Origin of the sequence: Shewanella sp. ZOR0012, from assembly GCF_000798835.1 — a bacterium.
GTDB classification, from domain to species: Bacteria; Pseudomonadota; Gammaproteobacteria; order Enterobacterales; family Shewanellaceae; genus Shewanella; species Shewanella xiamenensis.
The window spans coordinates 3,835,791-3,861,636 of the sequence record NZ_JTLE01000094.1 but is presented as its reverse complement, the minus strand read 5'-3'; the positions used below and the strand labels follow the sequence as shown (position 1 = coordinate 3,861,636).

24 protein-coding genes are annotated in these 25,846 nt (G+C 48.6%); 19 read left to right on the top strand and 5 right to left on the bottom strand.

Features of this window, described 5'->3' with window-relative positions:
* Positions 1–18: 18 nt before the first annotated feature.
* The 3 genes from napF to galU all read right to left on the bottom strand — a co-directional run bounded on the left by napF (position 19) and on the right by galU (position 2,502).
* Complete coding sequence (gene napF, locus L976_RS18570) at positions 19–504, bottom strand: ferredoxin-type protein NapF (protein WP_047539189.1); 486 nt, start codon at positions 502–504, stop codon at positions 19–21.
* A 76-nt stretch (positions 505–580) separates the two neighbouring features.
* The gene (gene galE, locus L976_RS18565; protein WP_047539186.1) at positions 581–1,594 is read right to left on the bottom strand and encodes a UDP-glucose 4-epimerase GalE; all 1,014 of its coding nucleotides are present in this window, start codon (positions 1,592–1,594) and stop codon (positions 581–583) included.
* Positions 1,594–2,502: a UTP--glucose-1-phosphate uridylyltransferase GalU gene (gene galU / locus L976_RS18560; RefSeq protein ID WP_037416817.1), complete on the bottom strand. Its 909-nt coding sequence runs from the start codon at positions 2,500–2,502 to the stop codon at positions 1,594–1,596. The genes galE and galU overlap by 1 nt, the downstream gene beginning before the upstream one ends.
* A gap of 137 nt (positions 2,503–2,639) precedes the next feature.
* On the opposite strand from galU, the gene phhA reads away from it, so the two are divergent.
* From phhA to ompW, 7 genes are all read left to right on the top strand, one after another.
* A complete protein-coding gene (gene phhA / locus L976_RS18555) occupies positions 2,640–3,641 on the top strand; it encodes a phenylalanine 4-monooxygenase (protein WP_308512013.1) in 1,002 nt (333 codons plus the stop codon).
* Positions 3,642–3,723: 82 nt separating this feature from the next.
* Complete coding sequence (locus L976_RS18550; protein ID WP_047539180.1) at positions 3,724–4,062, top strand: 4a-hydroxytetrahydrobiopterin dehydratase; 339 nt, start codon at positions 3,724–3,726, stop codon at positions 4,060–4,062.
* Between the two features lie 260 nt (positions 4,063–4,322).
* Positions 4,323–5,861, top strand: a complete 1,539-nt coding sequence (gene tyrR, locus L976_RS18545) for a transcriptional regulator TyrR (RefSeq protein WP_011071819.1) — start codon at positions 4,323–4,325, stop codon at positions 5,859–5,861.
* A 342-nt stretch (positions 5,862–6,203) separates the two neighbouring features.
* Complete coding sequence (locus L976_RS18540; protein WP_047539177.1) at positions 6,204–7,190, top strand: fumarylacetoacetate hydrolase family protein; 987 nt, start codon at positions 6,204–6,206, stop codon at positions 7,188–7,190.
* Between the two features lie 83 nt (positions 7,191–7,273).
* The gene (maiA, locus tag L976_RS18535) at positions 7,274–7,924 is read left to right on the top strand and encodes a maleylacetoacetate isomerase (RefSeq protein WP_047539174.1); all 651 of its coding nucleotides are present in this window, start codon (positions 7,274–7,276) and stop codon (positions 7,922–7,924) included.
* A 100-nt stretch (positions 7,925–8,024) separates the two neighbouring features.
* The gene (locus tag L976_RS18530; RefSeq protein ID WP_047539172.1) at positions 8,025–8,612 is read left to right on the top strand and encodes a nucleotidyltransferase family protein; all 588 of its coding nucleotides are present in this window, start codon (positions 8,025–8,027) and stop codon (positions 8,610–8,612) included.
* Positions 8,613–9,075: 463 nt separating this feature from the next.
* Complete coding sequence (ompW, locus tag L976_RS18525) at positions 9,076–9,720, top strand: outer membrane protein OmpW (RefSeq protein ID WP_047539169.1); 645 nt, start codon at positions 9,076–9,078, stop codon at positions 9,718–9,720.
* Positions 9,721–9,804: 84 nt separating this feature from the next.
* Here the strand turns inward: ompW and L976_RS18520 are convergent, their stop codons facing one another.
* Entirely contained in the window at positions 9,805–10,548 is a 744-nt protein-coding gene (locus L976_RS18520) for an SDR family NAD(P)-dependent oxidoreductase (RefSeq protein WP_047540725.1), read from the bottom strand.
* A 117-nt stretch (positions 10,549–10,665) separates the two neighbouring features.
* On the opposite strand from L976_RS18520, the gene L976_RS18515 reads away from it, so the two are divergent.
* The 11 genes from L976_RS18515 (at position 10,666) to L976_RS18465 (ending at position 23,001) form a co-directional block, all read left to right on the top strand.
* On the top strand, positions 10,666–11,100 hold the full coding sequence (locus tag L976_RS18515) for a YbaY family lipoprotein (RefSeq protein WP_047539166.1): 435 nt from the start codon (positions 10,666–10,668) through the stop codon (positions 11,098–11,100).
* Positions 11,101–11,170: 70 nt separating this feature from the next.
* Complete coding sequence (gene metA, locus L976_RS18510) at positions 11,171–12,112, top strand: homoserine O-acetyltransferase MetA (protein WP_047539164.1); 942 nt, start codon at positions 11,171–11,173, stop codon at positions 12,110–12,112.
* A gap of 431 nt (positions 12,113–12,543) precedes the next feature.
* Positions 12,544–13,734: a thiolase family protein gene (locus L976_RS18505; RefSeq protein WP_047539160.1), complete on the top strand. Its 1,191-nt coding sequence runs from the start codon at positions 12,544–12,546 to the stop codon at positions 13,732–13,734.
* Between the two features lie 132 nt (positions 13,735–13,866).
* The gene (locus tag L976_RS18500; RefSeq protein ID WP_047539159.1) at positions 13,867–15,366 is read left to right on the top strand and encodes a CoA-acylating methylmalonate-semialdehyde dehydrogenase; all 1,500 of its coding nucleotides are present in this window, start codon (positions 13,867–13,869) and stop codon (positions 15,364–15,366) included.
* A 161-nt stretch (positions 15,367–15,527) separates the two neighbouring features.
* Positions 15,528–16,685: an acyl-CoA dehydrogenase family protein gene (locus tag L976_RS18495; protein WP_047539156.1), complete on the top strand. Its 1,158-nt coding sequence runs from the start codon at positions 15,528–15,530 to the stop codon at positions 16,683–16,685.
* 64 nt (positions 16,686–16,749) lie between these two features.
* The gene (locus L976_RS18490; protein WP_047539154.1) at positions 16,750–17,523 is read left to right on the top strand and encodes an enoyl-CoA hydratase; all 774 of its coding nucleotides are present in this window, start codon (positions 16,750–16,752) and stop codon (positions 17,521–17,523) included.
* The gene (locus L976_RS18485) at positions 17,523–18,674 is read left to right on the top strand and encodes an enoyl-CoA hydratase/isomerase family protein (RefSeq protein ID WP_047539151.1); all 1,152 of its coding nucleotides are present in this window, start codon (positions 17,523–17,525) and stop codon (positions 18,672–18,674) included. Before L976_RS18490 ends, L976_RS18485 begins: the two co-directional genes overlap by 1 nt.
* Positions 18,675–18,774: 100 nt before the next feature.
* Positions 18,775–19,677 carry a 3-hydroxyisobutyrate dehydrogenase gene (gene mmsB, locus L976_RS18480; RefSeq protein ID WP_047539148.1) on the top strand — a complete coding sequence of 301 codons (903 nt, stop codon included), beginning with the start codon at positions 18,775–18,777 and terminating at the stop codon, positions 19,675–19,677.
* Positions 19,678–19,696: 19 nt separating this feature from the next.
* Positions 19,697–20,455: an SDR family oxidoreductase gene (locus L976_RS18475; protein WP_011717645.1), complete on the top strand. Its 759-nt coding sequence runs from the start codon at positions 19,697–19,699 to the stop codon at positions 20,453–20,455.
* Positions 20,456–20,662: 207 nt separating this feature from the next.
* On the top strand, positions 20,663–20,905 hold the full coding sequence (locus L976_RS18470) for a hypothetical protein (RefSeq protein ID WP_037416867.1): 243 nt from the start codon (positions 20,663–20,665) through the stop codon (positions 20,903–20,905).
* 59 nt (positions 20,906–20,964) lie between these two features.
* On the top strand, positions 20,965–23,001 hold the full coding sequence (locus L976_RS18465; RefSeq protein ID WP_047539143.1) for a S9 family peptidase: 2,037 nt from the start codon (positions 20,965–20,967) through the stop codon (positions 22,999–23,001).
* A gap of 14 nt (positions 23,002–23,015) precedes the next feature.
* Here L976_RS18465 and L976_RS18460 read toward each other — a convergent pair whose 3' ends face one another.
* On the bottom strand, positions 23,016–23,405 hold the full coding sequence (locus tag L976_RS18460) for a Cu(I)-responsive transcriptional regulator (protein WP_037429125.1): 390 nt from the start codon (positions 23,403–23,405) through the stop codon (positions 23,016–23,018).
* A gap of 139 nt (positions 23,406–23,544) precedes the next feature.
* Between L976_RS18460 and L976_RS18455 the strand changes: the two genes are divergently transcribed.
* Positions 23,545–25,821 carry a heavy metal translocating P-type ATPase gene (locus L976_RS18455; protein WP_047539140.1) on the top strand — a complete coding sequence of 759 codons (2,277 nt, stop codon included), beginning with the start codon at positions 23,545–23,547 and terminating at the stop codon, positions 25,819–25,821.
* Positions 25,822–25,846: the final 25 nt, after the last annotated feature.

Sequence of the window (25,846 nt, the reverse complement as noted above, 5' to 3'; positions counted from 1 at the left end):
GCCTAGGGCGCTCAATGGCTATTCTGCTTGCTTAATACTAATCGCTTGATTTGGGCACGGAGCGACACAGGCGCCACAACCCGTACATAGGCTTGTATCAATTTTCGGCATAGGCGCTTTGCCTACACTTAGGGTGAAACTGATGGCGCGGGGCTCACAAGCATCCTTACAACTTTGGCACCAAATACCTTGAAAGGTTAAGCAGTTATCTTGAATAGCCGCGATGTGTTGCCATGGCGTTTGGGTCAAATCAAACAACTTTTGCTCAGGACAGACAGTGGCGCATTGAGTACAAAAAGTGCATTCATTGTCCTTAAACGAGACTTCAGGGAAGCCGCCATCACCTTTGAAAATTATCTTAGTTTCACAGGCGGTGATACAGGCTGAGCAGCGAGTACAGATATCGGTAAATTCTACCCCCTCGCGCACCCAAGGCGGCCTAATCGCCAAGGACTTTCGGCGACTAAAGAGACTACGGCGACTGTGATTAATGCTTTCTGTCATAGGTGTTTAATGGATAACAATCTTTATTAATCGAGAAGAAAAATGGCTTGGGAATTACCACAAGCCATTTAGATGATTAGCTTTTATAACCATTGGGATTGGTTGATTGCCAATGCCAACTGCTATTGGCCATATCCTCAATACTATGGGTCGCCTGCCAGCCCAAATCGGTTCTAGCATGCTCAGGGTTTGCATAACAGGCGGCAATATCTCCTGGGCGGCGTGGTGCAATCTGATAGGCAATCGATTTACCACAGGCCTTCTCGAAGGCTTTAACCATATCGAGCACGCTGTAACCTTGGCCTGTACCTAGATTGTAGGTGACAAGCCCCGGTTTTGTGGCGAGTTTCTCAAGGGCTTTAAGGTGACCAATGGCTAAATCCACCACATGGATATAATCACGAACGCCAGTTCCATCGTGGGTTGGGTAATCATTGCCGAACACACTGAGGGCCTCGCGTTTACCCACGGCGACTTGGGCTATAAATGGCATCAAGTTATTCGGAATATCGTTAGGATCTTCGCCAATCAAACCACTGGCATGGGCACCAACGGGGTTGAAGTAACGTAAACGAGCGATATTCCAACTTGGGTCGCTATGGTGTAAATCCGCCAGAATATGCTCAACCATCAATTTAGATTGACCATAGGGGTTAGTGGCACCCGTTGGAAAATCTTCGGTAATGGGCAGGCTAGCAGGATCACCATACACAGTTGCCGAGGAACTAAAGACGAGATTTTTCACCTTAAACTCTGCCATCACTTGGCAAAGAATTAAGGTGCCAGTCACGTTATTCTCATAGTATTTCAGTGGCTTAGCTACTGACTCACCGACGGCCTTTAATCCAGCAAAGTGGATAACGGCATCGATGTTATGGTCGCTAAAGACTTTCTGTAGTAAGGCCTTATTGAGAATATCGCCTTGGTAGAATGTGACCGATTTACCGGTAATGCGCTCGACACGGTTTAGTGCTTCGATACTTGAATTAGACAGGTTGTCTAATACAATCACTTCGCTTCCCGCATTAAGTAATTCCACTACGGTATGAGTGCCAATATAACCGGCGCCTCCGGTCACTAAAATCGTCATTATTTAATTCCCTTTACAACTGTTTTTAAGTAGTGGGCAAAATCTTCACCGATTTCGCTGTGGCGCAGAGCGTATTCTACGTTAGCGCGCATATAGCCTTGTTTGTTACCGCAGTCGTGACTCTTACCTTGCATATAGTAAGCGTTTACGGTTTCTTGCTTCATTAACATCGCAATGGCGTCTGTTAATTGGATTTCATCACCTGCGCCCGCAGGCGTTTTGGCCAGCAATGGCCAAATTGCTGCGGGTAACACGTAACGGCCAACAACGGCTAAGTTAGATGGCGCTTCATCAACTGGAGGTTTTTCAACGAGTTCGACTAATGGCTCTGATTCACCAGGCTGCAAATCGTGGCCGTTCACATCGGCAATACCATATTGATTGACTAAATGATGTGGTACGCCTTCAACCATGATTTGACCCACTTGGGTTTCATCAAACAGGCTTACCATTGCGGCAAGGTTATCGGTTTTTAAGTCGCAACTGGCGTCATCGATAATCACATCCGGCAGCAATACGGCAAAAGGTGCATCACCTACTACGGATTTAGCGCATAAAATAGCGTGACCTAAGCCTTTAGCTTGGGATTGACGTACGCTGATCACCGTCACGTCTTTCGGGCAAATGGATTGCACCGCTTCGAGTAATTGACGTTTTACACGGCGCTCTAATTGCGCTTCTAATTCAAAACTGGTGTCGAAATGGTTTTCGATAGAGTTTTTACTGGCGTGGGTTACGAGCACAATTTCTTTGATACCCGCGGCAATAGCTTCACTAACGACATATTGGATCAGTGGCTTATCAACAACAGGGAGCATTTCCTTAGGGATAGCTTTGGTCGCAGGAAGCATACGAGTGCCAAGTCCGGCGACAGGAATAACGGCTTTACGAATTTGATGTTGTTTCATTGCGAACCTTCAGATTAAGGAGAGGCGATTATTGGGCAATATTGTAAATGACCTACGCAGAAAAGCCATTTGCAAACGCCGAAATTTGTCGGTTTTTCTGCATATTATCTGTTTATCGTCGTCATTTTTACGTTTGAATGTCAAGGATTGATACCCATCTGGGTGAGTCTGTATGTATATTGTCCATGCCTTTTAAACGACTTGTAATATTTGCTTTACGTTTACGTCACATTGACGCGCAAACAATAAACTGTGAGGGAGTTAACAAAAATCGAGGCTTAGATCACTATGGAGGCATTAGTGTCAGCCATGAAGTGAATTTTATGACTAAAGAAATTGCGCACACTGCGCCCTATGTTGCGAGAAGTGCAGATGATTCAGGGTATATCCATTACCCACAGGAAGAACATGAGATTTGGAGCCAATTGTATGCTCGCCAAGCGGTGAACCTGCCTGGGCGTGCCTGTAAGGAGTATCTGCAGGGACTTGATGCCTTGGCGATGCCCAAGGATCGCATCCCACAATTGGCGGAGATAGACAAAGTGCTACAGGCCACTACGGGCTGGAAAACCGCGGCCGTGCCCGCCTTAATTTCCTTTGGTCGATTCTTTGAGCTATTGGCTAACAAGGAGTTTCCGGTCGCGACTTTTATCCGCCGTAAGGAAGAGTTTGATTACCTGCAAGAGCCAGATATTTTCCATGAGATTTTTGGTCATTGCCCCTTGTTGACCAATCCATCCTTTGCCCATTTTTCGCATATGTATGGTCAATTAGGCTTAAATGCCAGCAAGGAAGACCGAGTATTTTTGGCACGTTTGTATTGGTTTACCGTCGAGTTTGGTTTGCTCAAGCCTCAACAGGGTGAACTGTGTATCTATGGCGGTGGTATTTTGAGTTCTCCTGGCGAAACCTTATATGCGATGGAAAGCCAAGTGCCTGAACGTAAACCGTTCGATCTTTTAGATGTGCTACGCACGCCTTATCGTATCGATATTATGCAGCCAATTTACTATGTGATTGAACATATTGATGTATTAGATGAAATCGCCAAAATGGATATTATGGCCTATGTGGCTAAGGCGCGGCAGCTCGGCTTGTTTGCCCCTAAATATCCGCCCAAGGCCAAGAAGGCCAGCTAATGGCTGACCATAAAAAAACGAATTGAATAAAGCGTAATAAGTGCAACGGATTGAACCTGTGATGTTGCCAATAGGAGTATGTATGACCGCGTTAAACCAAATGAAATGTGAAGCTTGCCAAGCCGATGCACCGAAAGTGACTGATGAAGAATTGGCCGAGCTTATCCGCATGATCCCCGATTGGGGCGTGCAAGTGCGTGACGGCATCATGCAATTGGAACGGGTGTACAAGTTTAAAAACTTTAAACTAGCAATGGCATTTACCAATAAGTTGGCGGAATTGGCCGAGGAAGAATTCCATCATCCTGGTATTTTAACCGAGTGGGGCAAGGTGACCGTGACTTGGTGGTCACACTCAATTAAGGGGTTGCATAAGAATGACTTCATTATGGCGGCCAAGACCGACCAGTTATTAGATTAAAAAGTTAATATTTTAAATCAGCATCTTAATGCAATTTTGATGCTGATTTTTTCTTCCTGTTACAAATGCACTGTAAACTAGGCTTGCCACTTTGAGCGTAACCTTCTAACGTATACACGCCCAGCTATTTATCTAGTCCCTTACGTTTGCGTAAACTGAACTTGTTTCGTCAAACGCATGTCTTATGAAGGTCACCTCAGGGACTATAGCTCGCACGTTTTATTCCAAAATTCGAATCAAAAAAGGGAATATCAGTCATTATGCGCTTGGAAGTTAGCTGTCAAGATCGCGTGGGTTTAGCGAAAGACATCTTAGTCGTGTTAGAACGTTATGGCATTAATCTCATTGCCATTGATGCCAGTAACCAAGGTTTTCTTTACCTGCAATTTGCTGAAGTCAGTTTTGAAACCTTAAGCGCCTTGATGCCGCAGATCCGCAAAGTGGAGAGCGTCCACGATGTACGAACGGTGTCATTTATGCCGTCGGAGCAAGAACACTACGCCTTAAAAACCCTACTTAAAACTCTCCCAGACTCTGTGTTTTCCATCGATGTGAAGGCACGTATTCGCATTGTGAACGAATCGGCGCTGCTCAATATGGGCATGGGTGAACACGAAGTGCTTGATGAATCCTTAAACCATTGGGTACAAGGGTTTAACTTCAGCCGCTGGCTGAGTGAGGGCCAAGTGCTGCCGCAGGCGGCGCGGGTTAATATCGGCCAAAACGAATATCTGGCTGAAATGTTACCGATTTATTTACCTGATGAGGACGAGAAAACTATCCTCGTCGGTGCGGTGGTGTCGCTTAAATCGCCTGCGCGGGTGGGTAAACAATTTAATGCGCTGCAAAATCAAACCACAGGCTTTGAAAATGTATTGGCCAGCAGTGACAAGATGAAAGAAGTGCTTAAACAAGCCCGCCGCATGGCGCAGCTCGATGCGCCATTACTGATCACGGGCGAAACTGGCACCGGTAAAGAATTAATGGCCAGAGCCAGCCATGATGCCAGCATGCGCCGCGAAAAGCCGTTTATTGCCATTAACTGTGCGGCATTGCCCGATAGCGCCGCCGAAGAAGAACTGTTTGGCTACGTTAGCCAAGGTAAAGTCATTAAACGTGGTTTTTTTGAAGAGGCGAAGGGCGGCACTGTATTTCTTGATGAAGTGGCCGAAATGTCCAAGGCGGCACAGGTTAAATTGCTGCGGTTATTACAGGATGGCACCTTTAGACGTATCGGTGGCGACGAAGAAGTCCGCGCCGATGTACGGATTATCTGCTCGACCCAGAAAAACTTAGCCGAGTTGTGCCAAACCGGTGAGTTTAGAGAAGATTTGTACTATCGCATCCATGTACTTAGCTACCATATTCCGTCACTGCGCGAGCGCAAAGTTGATATTATTCCGCTGACAGAGATGTTCCTCGAGCATTACAGTCAGCAACTCTCTAGTCCTGTCAGGCGGATTTCGGCCCAATGCCGCGATCATCTATTAACTTACGCTTGGCCGGGTAACGTGCGTCAGCTTAAGAATGCGGTTTTCAGAGCCGTATCCATGTGGGATGGTTCAGGCGAGCTGACCGTTGAGCAACTTAAGTTACCATCCTACGCCGAAGGTTTTGGTTATTTCGATAATGCCTTCGAAGGTAATCTCGATGATGCGATGAAGCAATTTGAGGCTAGCTTACTGCGCCGCTTGTATCCTGCTTACCCTAGTACTCGCCAATTGGCGAAGAAATTGGGCGTGTCTCATACGGCTATCGCCAATAAACTTAGGGAATATAAGATCGCCAAGCCAAAGTAATCTTGCTTTAAGCTTAGGATGTAACAGTATCGTTCCACTTTGTTGTCGACTTTTTCACCATATCGTTCAGCGAAATAGTGACAAGTGGCAACAGGGTCGGAAACGTAATGATTAGTTTACAAAATGTGAAAAAATAAGCTGAAATGTGATTTTGCTCACGCTATAGGAATCCGTCGTCGCTTCGGGTATTTCTACGCACAGCAAACCCTAATACAGAGTCAATATAGGTTTTTATTTACCTATGTTCTCGTCAGCAAAAAATTCGCGTTAGCTGATATTGTCGGTTAACTATAACGAGATAAAAAGCGCAGTACGCCGAGCCGTAGAAGCACAGGAGCAGATATGAAACTTGCCAGTTATAACAATGGTCGCCGCGATGGTCAGTTAATGTTAGTGAGCCGCGATCTTACTCAAACGGTGGCTGTGCCAGCGATTGCCCATACGATGCAACAATTACTCGATGGTTGGGAATTGCTCAAACCGCAATTACAAGAATTGTATGATGCGCTCAACGAAGGCAAATTACCGAACGCGCAAGCCTTCGATGAAACCAAATGTTTATCACCCTTACCACGCGCTTATCAGTGGGCCGATGGTAGTGCCTATGTAAACCATGTGGAATTAGTGCGTAAGGCGCGCGGCGCTGAAATGCCAGAAACCTTCTGGACCGATCCGCTGTTTTACCAAGGCGGCTCTGACAGCTTTATCGCGCCCAAGGCGGATATCCCGCTGGCGAGCGAAGACTGGGGCATCGATTTCGAATCGGAAATCGCTGTGATCACTGATGATGTGCCCATGGGCGTGAGTGTTGAAAATGCAGCGAAACACATCAAACTGCTGATGTTAGTTAATGATGTGTCACTGCGTAATTTGATCCCTGCTGAACTCGCCAAAGGTTTTGGTTTCTTCCAATCTAAACCTTCGAGCAGCTTCTCGCCGGTAGCCATTACGCCAGATGAATTAGGCGCACGTTGGGAAGATTCAAAGGTGCACCTACCGCTTATCACATACCTAAACGGTGAGTTATTTGGCCGCCCGAATGCGGGTGTGGATATGACCTTTAACTTCAGTCAGTTAGTTTCTCATGTTGCTAAAACCCGTCCATTGGGTGCGGGCGCAATTATCGGTTCTGGTACGATTTCTAACTATGACCGCAGTGCCGGCTCAAGCTGCTTAGCTGAAAAACGTATGCTCGAAGTCATTGCCGATGGTAAAGCTAGCACACCGTTTATGCGTTTTGGCGACACAGTGCGTATTGAAATGCTTGATGACAAGGGAATGTCAATTTTTGGCTCTATCGATCAAAAAGTGGTTGAGTACAAGGCGTAAGGCTTTTGTGCGAACACAGTGACAGATAATATTGACGGGGCTTTTAGCCCCGTTTTTTCAGCAGAACATAAGGACAGCGTGAGATGAAACTATACGGTTATTGGCGCTCTAGCGCCGCCTATCGTGTGCGTATTGCCCTCAATCTTAAAGGCGTGAGCGCCGAGCAGTTGTCGGTGCATTTAGTGCGTGATGGTGGTGAACAACATAAAGCGGATTATATTGCCTTAAATCCGCAGGAACTTGTGCCTACACTGGTGGTTGATGATGAGCAGGATGGTGATGCGTTAACCCAATCTTTGGCGATTATCGAATATCTGGATGAGCTATATCCTAAAACGCCGCTATTGCCTGCGTCGGCGCTTGAACGTGCCCATGTGCGCGCCATGGCCTTAACCATTGCCTGTGAAATTCATCCACTCAATAACCTGCGGGTATTGCAATATTTAACTCAGAAGCTGAACGTCGATGAAGAAGCCAAAACCGCTTGGTATCACCATTGGGTGGCGAGTGGGTTTGCGGCGCTCGAAACCCAACTTGTGCGCCATAGTGGCCGCTATTGTTTTGGTGACAAAGTGACGCTAGCGGATCTGTGTTTAGTGCCACAAGTATACAACGCCCAGCGTTTTAATGTGGATTTAACGCCGTACCCCAATATTATGCGGGTGTGGGCTGAGTGTAATTTGCTGCCAGCCTTTGCGGATGCGGCGCCAGAGCGCCAAGCCGATGCAGTTTAACCTATCATTAACTGCTTATTAAGTGCGATGAAATCGATGATGAAGTGGCGTGAGTCGATGTCACTTCTGTGTTTCTAACTTATTAAAGCGGATATTGGCCATGACTGAAGCCGAATTAAATGCATTGTTATGCGCATGGCTAAGCCAAGATAAACAGCGGTTAAGGGCACTTGAATTAGCGCAGCAATGTGCCCAAGTGTATGATATTCCGCAGTGGTGCTTGGCGGCGGGGTTTGTCCGTAATCTGGTGTGGGACAAATTGCACGATATTAAGCCGCGTCCGTTAAACGATATCGATCTGATTTACTATTGTCCCTTGGATACTCTTCCTGAGCGAGATAGGGCGATAGAAGCCTACCTACAAACACTGGCGCCAGACTTACCTTGGTCAGTAAAAAATCAGGCGCGAATGCACCTTAAGCATCTCGACAATCCCTATCAATCGACACTGGATGCAATGTGTTATTGGCCCGAAATCGAAACTGCTGTCGGTGTGTCGCTTGAACAGACGCTTAAGTTTTCTGCTCCAGCCATTGAAGGCTTACACATCATCGCCCCCTTTGGCTTAGCCTCATTATTTGCCTTACAACTAACGCCCAATCCTCGGCGTCCTTTAGCGTTATTTCATCAACGGTTAGCCGCAAAGTCTTGGCTTAAACAATATCCGCGACTAGCTGTAGCCTATTGAGCCATTTGGTTAAGATGAGTTTAGAGGCTTATTCTTTTATTCGCAGATGAGTGAGTGTAAACCGAAATAAGCACCTTCTAGGTCGATTCTTAATTCCTGTCTTTGTCTGCTTTTGGATTCTTTCGCGTTTTTTCTACTGAATATCGTCGAATTTCATCGGATTTTAATTTCAATTTATGTTGATTAAATGTAAATGGCGAAATTGGCAATTTTCCTCCTATTACCTCTTCTGGAGGTGATTAGTGATAGCTAATTAATGCGGTTGGTCACAAAAAATGAACCGGTATTGTCAATAAATGTTTAGATAACGTGATTTGTATCTCATGGTTTATACCTCGAAATAAGTATCGCCGCTTAATCTTGATTTAGATCAATAAGGTGAATAATTTTATCTGGCAGTGTAGGCGTCAATTGTTAAGGATGTAATGTAAAACAAAAACCTATGTTGTACATATGGAGTATGATGATGAATAAAACTACTGTTTCTACACTGATCGCTGCCACCCTGTTAGCCGCTGGTTTCTCTGCTTCTGTTTCTGCCCATCAAGCGGGCGATATCATTGTTCGTGCCGGTGCTGTGGTTGTCGCGCCAAGTGAATCTAGTGATCCAGTTGCTACGTTTGGTGAGTTTCAAATCAGCAATAACACTCAACTGGGCTTGAACTTTGGCTACATGCTGACCGATAACTTCGGGGTAGAGTTATTAGCAGCGACTCCATTTAGCCATGATGTCTCTTTAGGTGGTAATAAGATTGCTGAAACCAAACATTTGCCACCAACTCTAGTGGCACAGTACTATTTTGGTAATGCTCAATCTGCATTACGTCCATATGTAGGCGTGGGTGTGAACTACACTAACTTCTTCGACAATGAATTCACCAACGATTTAAATGGTGCCTTAACTGACTTAAGCATGAGCACCTCCTGGGGCCTAGCGGCGCAAGCGGGTATCGATTATCAAGTCAATAAAAACTGGTTAGTTAACGCCTCTGTGTGGTATGCGCAAATTAGCACCGATGTGAAGTTTAAGTTAGCGGGTGATACTAAAGTAATTGATACTGACATTAACCCATGGGTTTATATGGTCAGCGTGGGTTACACTTTCTAATCATCTGATTTTAAAGTAACAAAAAAGGAGCCAGCGGCTCCTTTTTTGTTTTCGCAGTGTAATAAAGCTAAACGCGGAACAACACTACTTTTTAGCCTTTTTCGGCTTCCAGTGGCGAGTGTTATAGATAAACTCAGGCAGTAATTTAGTCAGCCAAGCCACTAAGCGCCAACGCTTGGTCACATACACGCGGCGTTTACCCTGCTGCATGGCCTTAATGATCTGCGCCGCCACTTGCGGGAGCGGGGCAAGCCATAGCGTGCTTTGCTGCATGGCGGCCTTATCCAGTAAACCAAGTTGAATATCGGTAATAGTAATAGGCAACTTAAGCCGCTGGGCATGCATGCTTAAGCCTTCCAAATAGTTTTGCGCAAAGGCTTTAGAGGCATGGTAAGCCACACTCGGGCCGCCGCGCAGACCAGCAATCGAGTTAATGGTGGCAAGCTGGCCGTAACCCTGTTCGCGAAATAATCTAAATGCGGTATTACAGATAGCGGCAAAGCCCCGCACATTGACGTCGATAATATCTTGCTCTGGTAACCATGGCAGCTCAGGGTCGTAACTATTCAGTCCGGTATTCACCAAGACTAAATGAGCACCGCCGAGACCTTGCCAGACGTTTTCAAGCTGTTCGATGATAATGCTTGGCTGTTCAATTTGCAGTGAAAATACTTGTACCTTGGTAGGTAAGGTCGAGGCGAACTCGCGCAGCGATTCAACATCCTGTGCAAAAAGTGCTAATTCAACTTGCTGTTCGGCCAATTGTTTGGCAAGTTCGCGGCTTAAATGTGAGCTAGCGCCCACAATTATCGCTGTTGCTTGGGTCATAAATTTTTCGGCAACGAAATGGTGGCTTATCATAGGAAGATATGCCCAGCATGACAAGATTTATAGCTTGGGCGTATAGACATCCAGAAGTCTTTATGTATGATTAGGAGAAATGAAATGACACATGGGTTAAGGATTAGCGGACTGACATCTGCATGGCAAAAATGGGCGGCAATGGTATTACTCACTGTGACGAACATGATGACAGGTTGTGCCACACCAAATGCAGTTGTTGAGATTAAAGGTGAGGCCATGTATCGCGAACGTATCGCACTGCCTGCCGATGCCAAGTTGATTGTGCAGTTGCTTGATGTCTCTAAGATGGATGTACCTGCTGTGGTGATGGCAGAGCGTGAGAGTCAAGGCGCTAAAACCCCTACGCAATTTAGTTTTACTATAGGGCGCGATCAGTTTGAAGCAGGGCATACCTATGCCATTGGTGCAAGGATAATGCTCGGTGATAAGTTATTGTTTATTAATACTCAAGCCTATCATGTCGATCTCAATTCGACTGAGCCTATGACGATACTGCTTGAGAAAGTCGGCCGCTAATTTGTTTGCTCTTTGCTGAGTGGCATACGCGCGCCGGAACCCTTGATTGTTTGAACAGAAGAGGCGCGGTATGCCAGTTAAAATTCCAGATCATCTGCCAGCAGCAGGGATTTTAGAATCTGAAAATATTTTCGTAATGTCCGAAACCCGGGCAGCCAATCAGGATATCAGACCGATGAAGGTACTGATCCTGAACTTGATGCCTAATAAAATTGAGACCGAAACCCAGCTTCTACGCCTTTTAGGCAACACGCCTTTGCAGGTGGATGTGGATTTACTGCGTATTCACGATAAAGAGTCGAAGCATACTTCTATCGATCATATGAACACCTTCTACCGTGATTTTGAGGATGTGCGCCATAAAAACTACGACGGCCTAATCATCACTGGCGCGCCGTTAGGGCAAATTGATTTTGAAGATGTGACTTATTGGGACCATATCCGTGAAATTATCGATTGGTCACAGCAGCATGTTACCTCGGTGCTCTTCCTCTGCTGGGCGGCGCACGCTGGGCTTTACCATCTCTATGGATTAAATCGTAAAATTCTTGAGCAAAAGCGCTCAGGGGTGTTTGTCCATCGCCGCACCTGCCAGCATTTTCCGCTGCTACGCGGATTTGATGATGAGTTCTTTGCACCGCATTCCCGCTTTGCCGAGATGGATATTGAAGAGCTTAAGCGACATCCTGAACTACAAGTGCTGGCAGAGTCCGAGGAGGCCGGAGCCTATTTGGTCCTCAGTCGCAATAATCGCAACCTGTTTGTCATGGGTCACCCTGAGTATCAAAAATCTACCTTAAACGATGAATATTATCGGGATTTGGCGCAGGGATTAAACCCAAATGTGCCACAAAACTATTATCGTAACGATGATCCTAAGGCCGATGCCATTGCCCGTTGGCACAGCCATGGCAGTTTGTTGGTGAGTAATTGGCTTAACTATTACGTTTACCAATTAACGCCTTACGACCTGAGTGATATGACAGCGATGACACCATGGGAATCGCAGTAGGGACGTTGTTTTAGTTTGTCAGGCATTGACGGTTTCTTAAGCTCAATGCCTGTCGAATCACCTCGCTATGCTGTTTCTGTTTGCTTGAATTTTTTGAACTGACTAATAAATTTACCATTCGCTTAGCCACTGTTTGCTCGCCTGTTAACTTCATTTGTCTTTAGCGCTGTTCAACCTCAGCAGGTATGGTTTGTGTTACTGCTGCAAGGCAAGCGCTTTTATTGAGTCACTTCCTCCTTGTTACCATTTCAAATGCCGTTAAGGCCTCTCGACTGTAAATTCTGACTGACAATACGGCGAGGATTAAATCGATACATTAGACCAAGGAATACTTGCTTTACGTTCGCGTAAACGTCAGAGTGGTTTCATTGTTACTATTTATCCGCCGCTGGCGAGTGTTACCGTCATGGCACATTTAGCTTGGAGTCCCCATGAGTACTGAACAATTTAACCAAGAGATCGTTATTATTGCCGCTAAACGCACCCCAATGGGGGGCTTTCAAGGCAGTTTGTCTGGCGTAACGTCTCCAAGCTTAGCGGCCTCCGCCATTAAAGCCCTGTTAGCCGATACCCAAGTTGCGGGTGATAAGGTGGATGAAGTGTTAATGGGCTGCGTATTGCCAGCGGGTCTGGGTCAAGCACCTGCGCGTCAGGCAACCTTAGGTGCAGGTTTACCGCTGTCTGTTGGCGCTACGACCGTAAACAAAGTCTGTGGCTCTGGGATGAAAACCGTGATGCTTGCCCACGATTTACTCAAAGCGGGCAGTGCTAAGTTGGTGGTTGCGGGTGGTATGGAAAGCATGAGCCAAGCCCCTTACTTGCTCGACAAAGCGCGCGCGGGCATGCGTATGGGTCATGGCAAGGTATTAGATCATATGTTCCTCGATGGTTTAGAAGATGCCTACACCGGCGGCGCCATGGGCACATTCGCCCAGAAAACTGCCGATGAATTTGGTATTACTCGCGAGCAAATGGATGCGTTTGCTTTAAGCTCACTGGAAAAAGCCAATGCGGCTATTACTTCTGGCGCCTTCAAGGCGGAAATTGTACCTGTGACGGTAAGCGATCGCCGTGGTGATGTGACTATCGATACCGATGAGCAGCCAGGCAATGCCCGCCCTGAAAAAATCCCTGCATTGCGCCCAGCCTTTGCTAAAGACGGCACTATTACAGCGGCAAACTCAAGCTCGATTTCCGATGGCGCGGCGGCGCTGATGCTAACCACCCGCGCCAATGCCGAGCAGTTAGGCTTAACTGTGCTGGCCACCATCAAGGGCCACACCACCCATGCCCAGGAGCCATCACTCTTTACCACGGCGCCCGTTGGCGCGATGGCAAAACTGTTGAGCAATGTCGGCTGGTCTAAGGATGAGGTTGATCTGTTCGAAATCAACGAAGCTTTTGCCATGGTGACTATGCTGGCCGTTTCTGAATTAGGTTTAGATATGGCAAAAGTGAACGTGAATGGCGGTGCCTGCGCCTTAGGTCATCCTATCGGTTGCTCGGGTGCACGTTTACTGGTGACCTTAATCCATGCACTTAAAGCCCGTGGGCTTAAGCGCGGCGTAGCCTCACTCTGTATCGGTGGCGGTGAAGCGACCGCTATGGCAATCGAAGTCTAAGCAAAGGCTTAATCGCGAATAACTGCTAAATCAACAAGACCAAGACTGAGCTGGCAAGGGCAAACATCCCACTGAGGATAAACATAATATCGCACCGCCAGCTCGACCCTAAACAAGGAAAAGGATTGCAACATGACCACACAAGTTAAGCATTACATCGATGGCGAATTCACCACAGGCACAGGGACATCACAAATCGTGGTGACTAATCCTGCCAATAACGCGCCGATTGCCGTTATCAATAGTGCTACGGCCGATGAAGTCCATACGGCCATTGCTAGTGCCAAGGCGGCTTTTAAGACGTGGAAAGAAGTACCCGTGTCTGAGCGTGCCCGTGTCATGTTGCGCTACCAACACCTACTTAAAGAACATCATGATGAGTTAGCGACCATCCTTGCCCATGAAACGGGTAAAACCTTTGAAGATGCCAAGGGCGATGTGTGGCGCGGGATTGAAGTGGCGGAGCATGCCTGCAACATTGCCTCATTATTGATGGGCGAAACCGTTGAGAACGTTGCGCGTTCAATCGATACCTACAGCTACACTCAGCCTCTGGGGGTGTGTGCGGGCATCACGCCGTTTAACTTCCCAGCGATGATCCCGCTGTGGATGTTCCCACTGGCGATTGCCTGCGGTAACACTTTTATCCTTAAGCCATCTGAGCAAGACCCAATGACGCCGCAGCGTTTAGTTGAGCTGTTTGTCGAAGCGGGCGCGCCAAAAGGCGTGTTACAGCTGGTGCATGGCGATAAAACGGCGGTAGATATCCTGCTGGCAGACCCTGTGGTGAAAGCCATTTCCTTCGTCGGCTCTGTGGCTGTAGGTCAATACATCTACAAAACCGGTACCGATAACTTAAAACGCGTGCAGGCCTTTGCTGGGGCGAAAAATCACTGCGTGATCATGCCCGATGCAAACAAACAGCAAGTGATCAACAACCTAGTGGGCGCATCGGTTGGCGCGGCGGGGCAGCGCTGTATGGCGATTTCGGTCGCGGTATTTGTCGGCGCGGCTAAGGAGTGGATCCCTGAGCTCAAAGAAGCGCTGGCGAAGGTTCGCCCAGGTTTATGGGACGATAAAGAAGCTGGTTACGGCCCGCTGATAAGCCCAGCCGCCAAAGCGCGCGTGCTTAAACTTATCGCCCAAGGTAAGCAAGAGGGCGCAGAGTGTTTACTCGATGGCAGCGATTTTACTGTGGCGGGCTATGAGTCAGGTAACTGGGTCGGGCCAACCATGTTCACTAAGGTCACGACCGATATGAGCATCTATAAAGAAGAAATCTTTGGCCCTGTGCTCTGCTGTATGGAATCCGATTCATTAGAAGACGCCATCGAACTGGTTAACGCCAGCCCGTACGGCAATGGTACTTCTATCTTTACCGCCAGCGGCGCCGCAGCCCGTAAATATCAACACGAAATCGAAGTCGGCCAAGTCGGTATTAACGTGCCTATCCCTGTGCCATTACCTTTCTTCTCATTCACGGGTTGGAAGGGCAGTTTCTACGGCGACCAACACGCCTACGGTAAGCAAGCGGTACGTTTCTACACTGAAACTAAGACCATTACTTCCCGCTGGTTCGAGTCGGACATTGCGGTGGCAGCTGGCCCTAATATGAGCATTAACTTGCGCTAAGCGGTTTAACAAACAGTTTAAACGCATTGTGAAACAGCAGGTGATTCAGTCTAAACGTGGCGCAGTTGGCGTCCATTGATGATAAGCCTGCTGATAAATTCACTGTGTATTACGCAAAGAAATTTACGAAAGAAATGGCCAAAGAGTCATAGGAGAGCCAAATGGATTTTAATTTCAACGAAGACCAACGCCAATTTGCCGATCTAGCCCGCCAGTTCGCGGCGGATGAACTCGCCCCCTTTGCCGCCAAATGGGACGAAGAACATCATTTCCCGAAGGATGTGATCCAAAAAGCCGGTGAGCTGGGTTTCTGCTCCTTGTATTCCCCCGAGTCGGAAGGTGGCATGGGCTTATCACGCTTAGATGCCTCGATTATTTTTGAGGAGCTGGCAAAGGGCTGTACAGCCACAACGGCCATGCTGACGATTCACAATATGGCCACTTGGATGGTCACCACCTGGGGCACTGAGACGCTGCGTCAAGCTTGGTCTGAGCCTTTGACCACGGGTCAAATGCTGGCGTCTTACTGCTTAACTGAACCCGGTGCGGGCTCGGATGCGGCATCACTGCAAACCAAAGCGGTGCGTGAGGGTGATGAATACGTGGTATCTGGCTCTAAGATGTTTATCTCGGGTGCAGGTTCAACTGAATTGCTGGTGGTGATGTGCCGCACTGGCCAAGCTGGGCCAAAGGGAATATCGGCGATTGCCATTCCAGCAGATGCCGCTGGCGTTATCTACGGTAAAGCTGAAGATAAAATGGGCTGGAACGCGCAGCCGACGCGCTTAGTCACCTTTGATAACGTGCGCGTGCCGGTTGCAAACCTACTCGGTGAAGAAGGCCAAGGTTTTACCTTTGCGATGAAAGGCTTAGACGGTGGCCGCATCAATATCGCTACTTGTTCTGTCGGTACGGCGCAGGCGGCTTTAGAGCGTGCAACCCAGTACATGAACGAGCGTCAGCAATTTGGTAAGCCGCTGGCAGCCTTCCAAGCGCTGCAATTTAAGCTCGCCGATATGGCGACCGAATTAGTGGCCGCGCGTCAAATGGTGCGTCTGGCCGCCTTTAAACTCGACAGTGGCGATCCAGAAGCGACCGCCTATTGCGCGATGGCGAAGCGCTTTGCTACTGATGTGGGCTTTCAAGTTTGCGATGCGGCGCTGCAAATTCATGGCGGATATGGTTATATCAGGGAGTATCCGTTAGAGCGTCACTTCCGTGATGTTCGCGTACACCAGATTTTAGAGGGCACAAACGAAATTATGCGCCTCATTATCGCCCGTCGTTTACTCGACGAAAATGCCGGACAAATCCTTTAAGCTGCCCTAATTGGACTGTAGGATTTGGCGATAACAGATTGGAAATATAAGGGAGCCGAAACAGATGGACTATTTAGTTGAGCGTATTGAAGGCCACACGGCCATTCTGACCATGAACAATCCGCCGGCCAATACTTGGACCGCCCAAAGTTTGCAGGCGCTCAAGGCCAAAGTGCTGGAGCTTAATGCTAACAAGGACATTTACGCGCTGGTGTTAACTGGCGAGGGCAACAAGTTTTTCTCCGCGGGTGCCGATTTAAAACTGTTTAGCGACGGTGATAAGGGCAATGCGGCGAGCATGGCAAAACACTTTGGCGAAGCATTTGAAACCTTAAGCCAGTTCCGCGGCGTGTCGATTGCCGCCATTAACGGTTATGCCATGGGCGGCGGCTTAGAAGTCGCGCTGGCCTGTGATATTCGTATCGCCGAAACCCAAGCCGTGATGGCGCTGCCAGAGGCCACCGTTGGCCTGTTGCCCTGTGCGGGCGGTACCCAAAACCTGACCGCTTTAGTGGGCGAAGGTTGGGCGAAGCGGATGATCCTCTGCGGTGAACGGGTGAATGCCGCCCAAGCGCTGAATTTGCGTTTAGTTGAGGAGGTGGTCGAAACGGGTGAAGCCTTAGATGCGGCGATTGCACTGGCCGCCAAAGTGGCGAATCAGAGCCCAAGCAGCGTCACAGCCTGTAAGACACTCATCCAAGCTGGGCGCCAAATGCCGCGTAACCAAGCCTTACCGATAGAGCGTGAACTGTTTGTCGGTTTGTTCGATACTGAAGATCAGGCCGAAGGCGTGAACGCGTTTTTGGAAAAACGTAAAGCTGATTGGAAGAACCGCTAATGACAAATTTAGTAGATAAGGCTGCACACACGTCCACCACACAAAATGTGGTTTTTCAAACCTTAGCCACCGCCTCAGGTAAATTAGTTGGGGTGGTGACGCTCAATGTTGAAAAAGCCCTCAACGCCTTGGATCTCGATATGGTTCGAGCCATGACGGTGCAGCTCAATTTGTGGAAAAAAGATCCGTTAATAGCCTGTGTGGTACTCGATGGCAGCGGAGAAAAGGCGTTTTGTGCGGGTGGCGATGTGCGGGCGTTATACCACGCGTCTGTTGCCGCTAAGGGACAAGTGACTGAGGTCGCTAAAGTATTCTTTGAAGAAGAATATCGTCTCGATTATCTACTGCATACCTTTGGCAAACCAGTGCTGGTATGGGGCGATGGCATAGTGATGGGCGGTGGTCTGGGCCTGATGGCGGGCGCGAGTCATAGAGTGGTGACTGAAACCTCCCGTATCGCCATGCCTGAAGTCACCATCGGGCTTTATCCCGATGTGGGTGGCAGTTATTTCCTCAACCGTATGCCGGGGAAAATGGGGCTGTTTTTAGGGCTAACGGCCTATCAAATGAACGCCGCCGATGCCTGTTACGTTGGCCTTGCCGATCATTATCTGAATCGTGACGACAAAGAACTGATGTTCGATGCCATGGCGACTCTCGACTGGAGCGATACGCCTGCGCTGAACCATCAAAGACTCGATACGATGATCAACGAACTGTCGAACCAAGTGGACATCCCTAAGGGCGATAGTTTACTGGCCGAGAGCCAAGAGATGATCGATCGACTGATGGCGGGCAGTTTGACGGATATCGTCAGCCGTATGTCGAGCTTACGCACTGAAGAAGCGTGGTTAAGTAAGGCGTGCGCGACCATGTTGGCGGGTAGCCCAATCAGTTGGCATTTGGCGTATATTCAAACCCAACTCGGCACCAAACTCAGCCTAGCACAATGTTTTAAATGGGAATTAACCGTCAGCGTGAACACCTGCGCTAAGGGCGATTTCTGTGAAGGCGTACGCGCACTGCTGATTGATAAAGACAGACAGCCCAAATGGCAATTTGCCGATGTGCAATCCGTGCCAAACAGCGTTATCGAGGACATTTTGACCTCACCTTGGGGAGAAGATCATCCCTTAAGCCAATTAAGCTAAGCCAATCGATGGCAGGTAAAGCGAGTGCTTTGCCTGCCATTTTTGTCTGGAATAACAACTATCTGGAATAATAAAGACACCAGAACACAGGAGTGATGGCATGAGTACAGTAGCATTTATCGGTTTAGGTAATATGGGCGGCCCAATGGCGGCCAATTTATTAAAAGCGGGCATGACGGTACGTGTCTTCGACTTAGTGCCAGCCGCCATGCAAGCCTTGGCCGATCAAGGCGCTTTAGTGTCGAGCACGGCATGCGGCGCAGCGGCAGGCGCCAATGTGGTGATCACTATGCTGCCTGCGGGTAAGCATGTTCGAAACTTATATCTAGGTAATGGTAGCGAGAAAGGCCTACTCGATGTTGTCGCTGGCGATACCTTGCTGATTGATTGCTCGACCATTGATGCCCAAAGCGCTCAATTGGTGGCGGCCGAAGCGGCTAAGAGTGGTATCGAATTTATCGATGCGCCAGTATCGGGTGGTACTGCGGGCGCGGCGGCAGGCACCTTGACCTTTATCTGTGGCGGTTCGGATATCGCCTTTGAGCGCGCACAACCTGTACTTAACGCTATGGGCAAGAATATCTTCCATGCGGGCGGCGCAGGAGCTGGGCAGGTCGCTAAAATATGCAACAACATGCTGTTATCTGTGTTGATGGTGGGGACTTCCGAGGCGCTGCAAATGGGGATTGACCATGGTCTCGACCCTAAAGTGCTGTCGGACATTATGAAGGTCAGCAGCGGCGGTAACTGGACGTTAGAGAAGTACAATCCTTGCCCAGGCGTGATGGAGAATGTGCCTTCTTCTAAGGGCTATCAGGGCGGCTTTATGGTAGATTTGATGGTTAAAGATCTCGGCCTCTCCCAAGAAGCCGCATTATTGAGCAATTCGAGTACACCTATGGGCTCACTCGCGCGCAGCTTGTATGTTAATCATGCAAGACAAGGTAATGGTCGCCGAGACTTCTCCAGTATTTTTGAACAATTTGCACCACTTAAAAAATAGATAAACAAGGGATAACCAGATGGATTTAAAAGATAAGGTTGTCGTCATCACTGGCGGCGCGGGTGGTTTAGGCTTAGCAATGGCGCACAATTTTGCGCAGGCGGGCGCTAAGTTGGCGCTGATCGATGTAGATCAAGAAAAACTCGAACGCGCCTGTGCCGATTTAGGCTCAGCCACCGAAGTCCAAGGTTATGCGTTAGATATTACCGACGAAGAAGATGTGGTCGCAGGTTTTGCTTACATATTGGAAGATTTCGGCAAAATTAACGTATTAGTGAATAACGCCGGCATCCTGCGCGATGGTATGTTAGTCAAAGCCAAAGACGGCAAAGTGACTGACCGTATGTCATTCGATCAATTCCAATCGGTGATCAATGTTAACCTCACTGGCACCTTCCTCTGTGGCCGTGAGGCGGCTGCGGCGATGATCGAGTCGGGTCAAGCAGGGGTGATTGTGAACATTTCTAGCCTAGCTAAAGCGGGTAACGTAGGACAATCTAACTACGCGGCCTCCAAAGCGGGTGTTGCGGCGATGTCTGTGGGCTGGGCAAAAGAGCTGGCGCGTTACAATATTCGTAGCGCGGCGGTAGCACCCGGGGTAATTGCCACCGAAATGACAGCGGCAATGAAACCTGAAGCCTTAGAGCGTTTAGAGAAGCTTGTGCCCGTTGGCCGTTTAGGCCAAGCGGAGGAGATAGCCTCTACTGTACGCTTTATCATCGAAAACGATTATGTAAATGGTCGTGTCTTTGAAGTGGATGGCGGTATCCGCTTATAAAAGATTATCCTATTGATAATAAACAAGACCGAGCGTTTGCTCGGTTTTTTGTTGGCTAAAGTTAGGTCTCTTTTTTTAGTCTGTTCGCTTGGGTAAGAGTTGTTCGGAGGTTGACATTTACTGGCTATCCTTCAACAATCGCACGCTACTTTTTTACATAACTTTACAAATAGAGTTGACATTATCGTATTGGAGTTGATTATCTGAATGTCATGGCAGGATAAAGCCCTTTGGCTGGAAAAAATTACCAAGCGGATGATGCTGATTGTCGGGGCTTTAGGAGTCATTGTAATTTACGGAGGCTTCTTTTTTCTTCTCTTCAGTGGTCGTTCGGTCGCCGTGATCCCGTGGTTTTTTCTGTTATCACCTTGGATTTGTATTTACTTTGGTCTGACGCAAGTACAACAAGCTAGCGTACTGAAATGGTTTGTTAAAAAAGTCAAAAAATAAGCCCTTAAGGGGATTTGCATATTTACGGTTTGTTTTAGTTTGCAAACTTGGGGAACACAATGGGGTTAGGACGCTATTTTCCATTCTTGCTAAGTGCAGTGTTACTGCTACTCGGCGGGTGTGAGCGTACGGATACAAAAGATCAATCTGCCAAGGAAAGCGGCGACATTAAAGTTGCACCCTATGGCAGCTGGCAATCACCTTTGTCTGCTGCTGAGGTTTTTGAACGAACCGATGATATTGCTGAACTACAAAGTGTAGGTAATGCGATTTATTTTGCAGAATCGAGCGGACGTGCCCAAGGCAAAGTTGGTATCAAGCGTCTCGATGATCTTGGCAAGGTCACTGAAGTGGTTCCTCCTGATTTTAATGTTAAATCTACTGTGCATGAGTATGGCGGTGCGGCGTTTTTGGGCATAGGTCAGAGCCTATTTGCCACTAAATTGCAGGATCAGCTGTTTTACCGTTTTGCGCCTAATCAGCCACCATTGCCGTTAACTCCCAATGGTACTCGTCATGCCGATTGTGTGGCATATCCTAAGGGCTCACGGATTATTTGTGTGCGTGAAGATCACCGTCAGGGCGGCGAACCGAAAGCGAGCCTGGTGACTATCAATCTTAACTTTGCCGGTGAAGGCGATACCTTTGTTACGGGTCATGATTTTATTTCTTCCCCGACTATTTCACCCGATAACACCCAATTGGCGTGGATCACTTGGGAACATCCCTATATGCCTTGGGATAAGAGTGTGCTCTGGCTTGGTGATCTTGACCGCAAAGGTCAATTAAAAAATATTCGTAAGGTGAGTACGCCAGAGGACTCTTCGGTGACTCAGCCGTTATTTGGCCCCGACGGTAAATTATATGTGGTGTCCGATCTCAGTAACTGGTGGAACATTTACCGCGTCACCCCTAGGGAAACCTTAGAGCCTGTGCTGAGTAAAAATGCCGAGTTTGCGGTGCCTGATTGGCGTTTAGGTAACCATAATTATGCCTTTGAAAATGCTTCGACTCTCATAGCGAGCTACGTTGAAGGTAATCGAGCCGCATTGCTGCGTATGCACTTAGATTCCGGATTGACCGAATCTCTTGCCGTTGATTTTGCTGAGATCACTCAGGTGGTAAAGGGCGAAGATGGTGTTTATTTTGTTGGCGCTAAGGCAACACCAGAGAAAGGTATTTATCGCGTTGTTGGGCGTGGCACTGAGCTTGTGTACGCCCCAGCGCTCGCGAATCTTGATCCCAACTATGTCTCGCGGGCGAAAAATATAGCCTTCGCTACCGGTAAAAATCAGCAGGCCTATGGTTATTTTTACAGCCCTGTGAACCCTAATTACGTGGCGCCCCACGACACAAGGCCGCCGCTTATCGTGATGCTACATGGCGGGCCGACGGCGCGGGCTTCACTGGCCTATCGCAGTGAAATCCAGTTTTGGACCAGTCGCGGGTTTGCGGTGCTGGATTTAAACTTTCGCGGCAGCAGTGGTTTTGGCCGCGCCTATCGCCAAAGCCTTTATGGCAAATGGGGTGAAAGCGATGTAGAGGATGCGGTTAATGCCGCAAAGTATTTAGTGGCTAAGGGCTGGGTAGACGCCAATAAGTTAGCAATTCGCGGCATCAGCGCCGGTGGCTTAACAGTGATGTCTTCGCTAGCGTTTTATGATGTGTTTCAAGCGGGTGTGAGCTATGAGGGGATCAGCGATTTTGAGCAGCTCGCTAAGGGAACCCATAAGTTTGAGTCGGGTTATTTAGACCAACTTATCGGCCCCTATCCAGAGAAGAAGGAACGCTACCGCGAGTTATCGCCACTCAATCACTTAGATGGTTTGAATGAGCCTTTGCTGATTTTCCAAGGCTTGAGAAACAAGATTGTACCGACGGCGCAGTCGCGGCAAATCTATGATGCTCTTAAAGCCAAAGGTGTGCCGACGGCCTATATCGATTATGGCGATGACGCAAGTGATGGACGCACGCCAGAACATAAAGCGGCGGGATTAGAAACCGAGTTAGCCTTTTATGGGCAAGTGTTTTCATTTACGCCAGCGGGTAAATTGCCAGCGTTGCAGCTAGATAATGTGGCGGCACTTAAGCATTAAAAGGTGAAAAGAGCTTAGGGTTGATGGTTAAGACTATCAATAATGGCGCAGTGGGGCTGTTCGCCGCCTTGGCACTCGCTGACCATTTGTTGTAACTGGCTACGAAGATTCTGCAATTTACCAATTTGCTCCTCAACATAGGCCAAATGGTTGCGGGTGAGTTGCTTCACATCTTCGGCATTGCGGCTGTCGTTATTGCGAAGGCCAAGCAGGAGTTTGCAATCCTCAAGGCTAAAACCTAAGTCGCGGCACTGGTGGACAAATTTCAGCGATTCGATATCCCGATGACGATACACCCTGTATCCCGCCTCGTTACGCTCGCCGCAGACAAGGCCGATATCGTGGTAATAGCGTATGCTTTTGACGCTTAACCCTGTGTGCTTCGCGACTTCACCAATTTTCATACTGACCTCAGTTCTTATCTGTGTTCTTAAGAGCCGTGCAGACAAGTGTGATACTTGCCACAAAAACACCCTTGACTCTCCCGTGATGGGAGACTTTATCTTAACCCTATAGCGGTTAAGTTCAAGTGAGGGATCTTCCATGTCGCAGATAAAACTCTATGTCGCCACCATGAATTGTGCAGGCTGTGTGGCCAAAATTGAAAAGGCCTTTGCGGCCGAACCGAATGTGAGTGCCCGTATCAATCTCGCCGATAAGCAAGTGACTGTCGATGGCAAGATGAGCAGTGATGCGGCGCTGGCTGTTATGGATAAGGCGGGTTATCCCGCTCAATTGATCGTGGACGCAAAGGCGGCCGCAGAGGAAAAGCGGGTCGAAGATGCAGCAGAGTATCGCCTGCGGATGCGTCAGGCCATCGCCGCGCTCGCTGTCGGTATCCCTATGATGTTATGGGGATTGCTGGGCGGCGAAATGATGATTAATCGCCCTAGCATGCAGCTTGGCTGGGGCATTATGGGCTTAGTCACTTTAGCACTTTTAATCGGTACCGGGCGCCATTTCTATCAGGAAATGTGGCGCGCGCTTAAAGCCAAAACCACCAATATGGATACCTTAATCGTGTTAGGTACCAGCACGGCATGGCTCTATTCCATGCTGGTGGTGCTTATTCCGAGTGCGTTTCCAATGGATACTCGCCATGTGTACTTTGAGGCGAGCGTGATGATTTTAGGCTTGATTAACTTAGGCCATGCTCTTGAATTAAAAGCGCGCGGTAAGACCAGCGAAGCAGTGCAGCGCTTACTCGGCCTGCAATCCTCCACTGCGATTCGTATTGGCGACAATGGCGATGAAGAGGTGGAAATCGACCAGCTCAAACTGGGGGATAGACTCAGACTTCGCCCCGGCGACAGGGTGGCACTCGATGGCGTGGTGGAGTCCGGCCAGTCATTACTCGATGAGGCCATGCTAACGGGCGAACCTATTCCTGTGCCAAAGCATGTTGGGGATAATCTCAGTGCGGGTACAGTTAATGGTAACGGCAGTTTAGTCTACCGAGTCACCGCTGGGCCGCAGGATACGCGTCTTGCCAAAATTATCGCACTGGTGCAGGAGGCGCAAACCTCAAAGATGCCGATTGGCCGTCTGGCTGATAACATTTCGGCGGTATTTGTACCGACAGTCGTGGTCATCGCCTTACTCGCGGCGGCGATTTGGTATCTTGTTGGGCCAGAACCCGCGCTTAGTCATGCGCTTGTGGTGCTCACCAGTGTGCTGATCATCGCCTGTCCCTGCGCCTTAGGGTTAGCCACACCTATGTCTATCATGGTGTCCGTTGGCCGCGCCGCTCAAATGGGCGTCTTGGTTAAAAATGGTGAAGCACTGCAAAGCGCCAGCAAGGTCGATTGCGTGGTGCTGGATAAAACTGGCACAGTGACTCAGGGTAAACCCCAAGTGACTGATATCCATTGGATTGAAGGTAATGACCAAGCTCCTAATGACCAAAAATTCAGTGATGAAGACAAGCGCGCACTGCTTGGCGCTATCGCCAGTCTTGAGCAGCATTCAGAGCATCCGCTGGCCAGCGCAATGGTCAGCTATGTTAAGCAAGCCTCGATTCCATTGCCCGCAACCGAGATTTTTACTAATCATCAGGGTAAGGGCATAGAAGGGCGAGTCGATGGCGCCGACTTTTTAGTGGGGAATCAAGCCTTAATGGCGGCATTTGATGTAACGTCAGGGGAGGGCGTGACGGACAGTAGCTCAGGTATTACGGTAGAAGCCGCCGCGCAATTTGCCAAACAGGGTAAAACACCGATTTATATCGCCAAGGCGGGTAAGTTAGTGGCCACTATCGCGATTGCCGACCCGATAAAAGCCGATGCGAAAGAAGCGATTAGTGCAATACGCTCACAGGGCATTCGAGTAGTGCTGCTGACTGGAGATAATCCACAAACGGCGCAGGCGGTGGCAGCTCAAGTAGGCATAGAGGAAGTGATTGCGGGTGTGTTACCCGAGCAAAAGCAGCAGCATATTAAAGCCTTACAGCAGCAAGGCCATGTGGTTGCCATGGTGGGGGATGGTATCAACGATGCGCCCGCCTTGATGAGTGCCGATGTGGGGATCGCCATGGGTTCGGGCACCGAGGTGGCGATCGAAAGCGCGGATATGACACTGCTGTCGCATCAGCTGATAGTGATTGCTAACTTATTGGCACTTTCCCGCGCGACCATTAGCAACATTAAACAGAACCTATTTGGGGCCTTTATCTACAATAGTTTAGGTATCCCAGTGGCGGCGGGCGTCTTGTATCCGCTGACGGGGATGTTGCTAAATCCGGTGATTGCAGGGGCGGCGATGGCGCTGTCTTCCTTAACTGTGGTCACCAATGCGAACCGTTTAAGGCAGCAAAAACTTTAGCGCATTGGTATCGTTTATTCGCCCG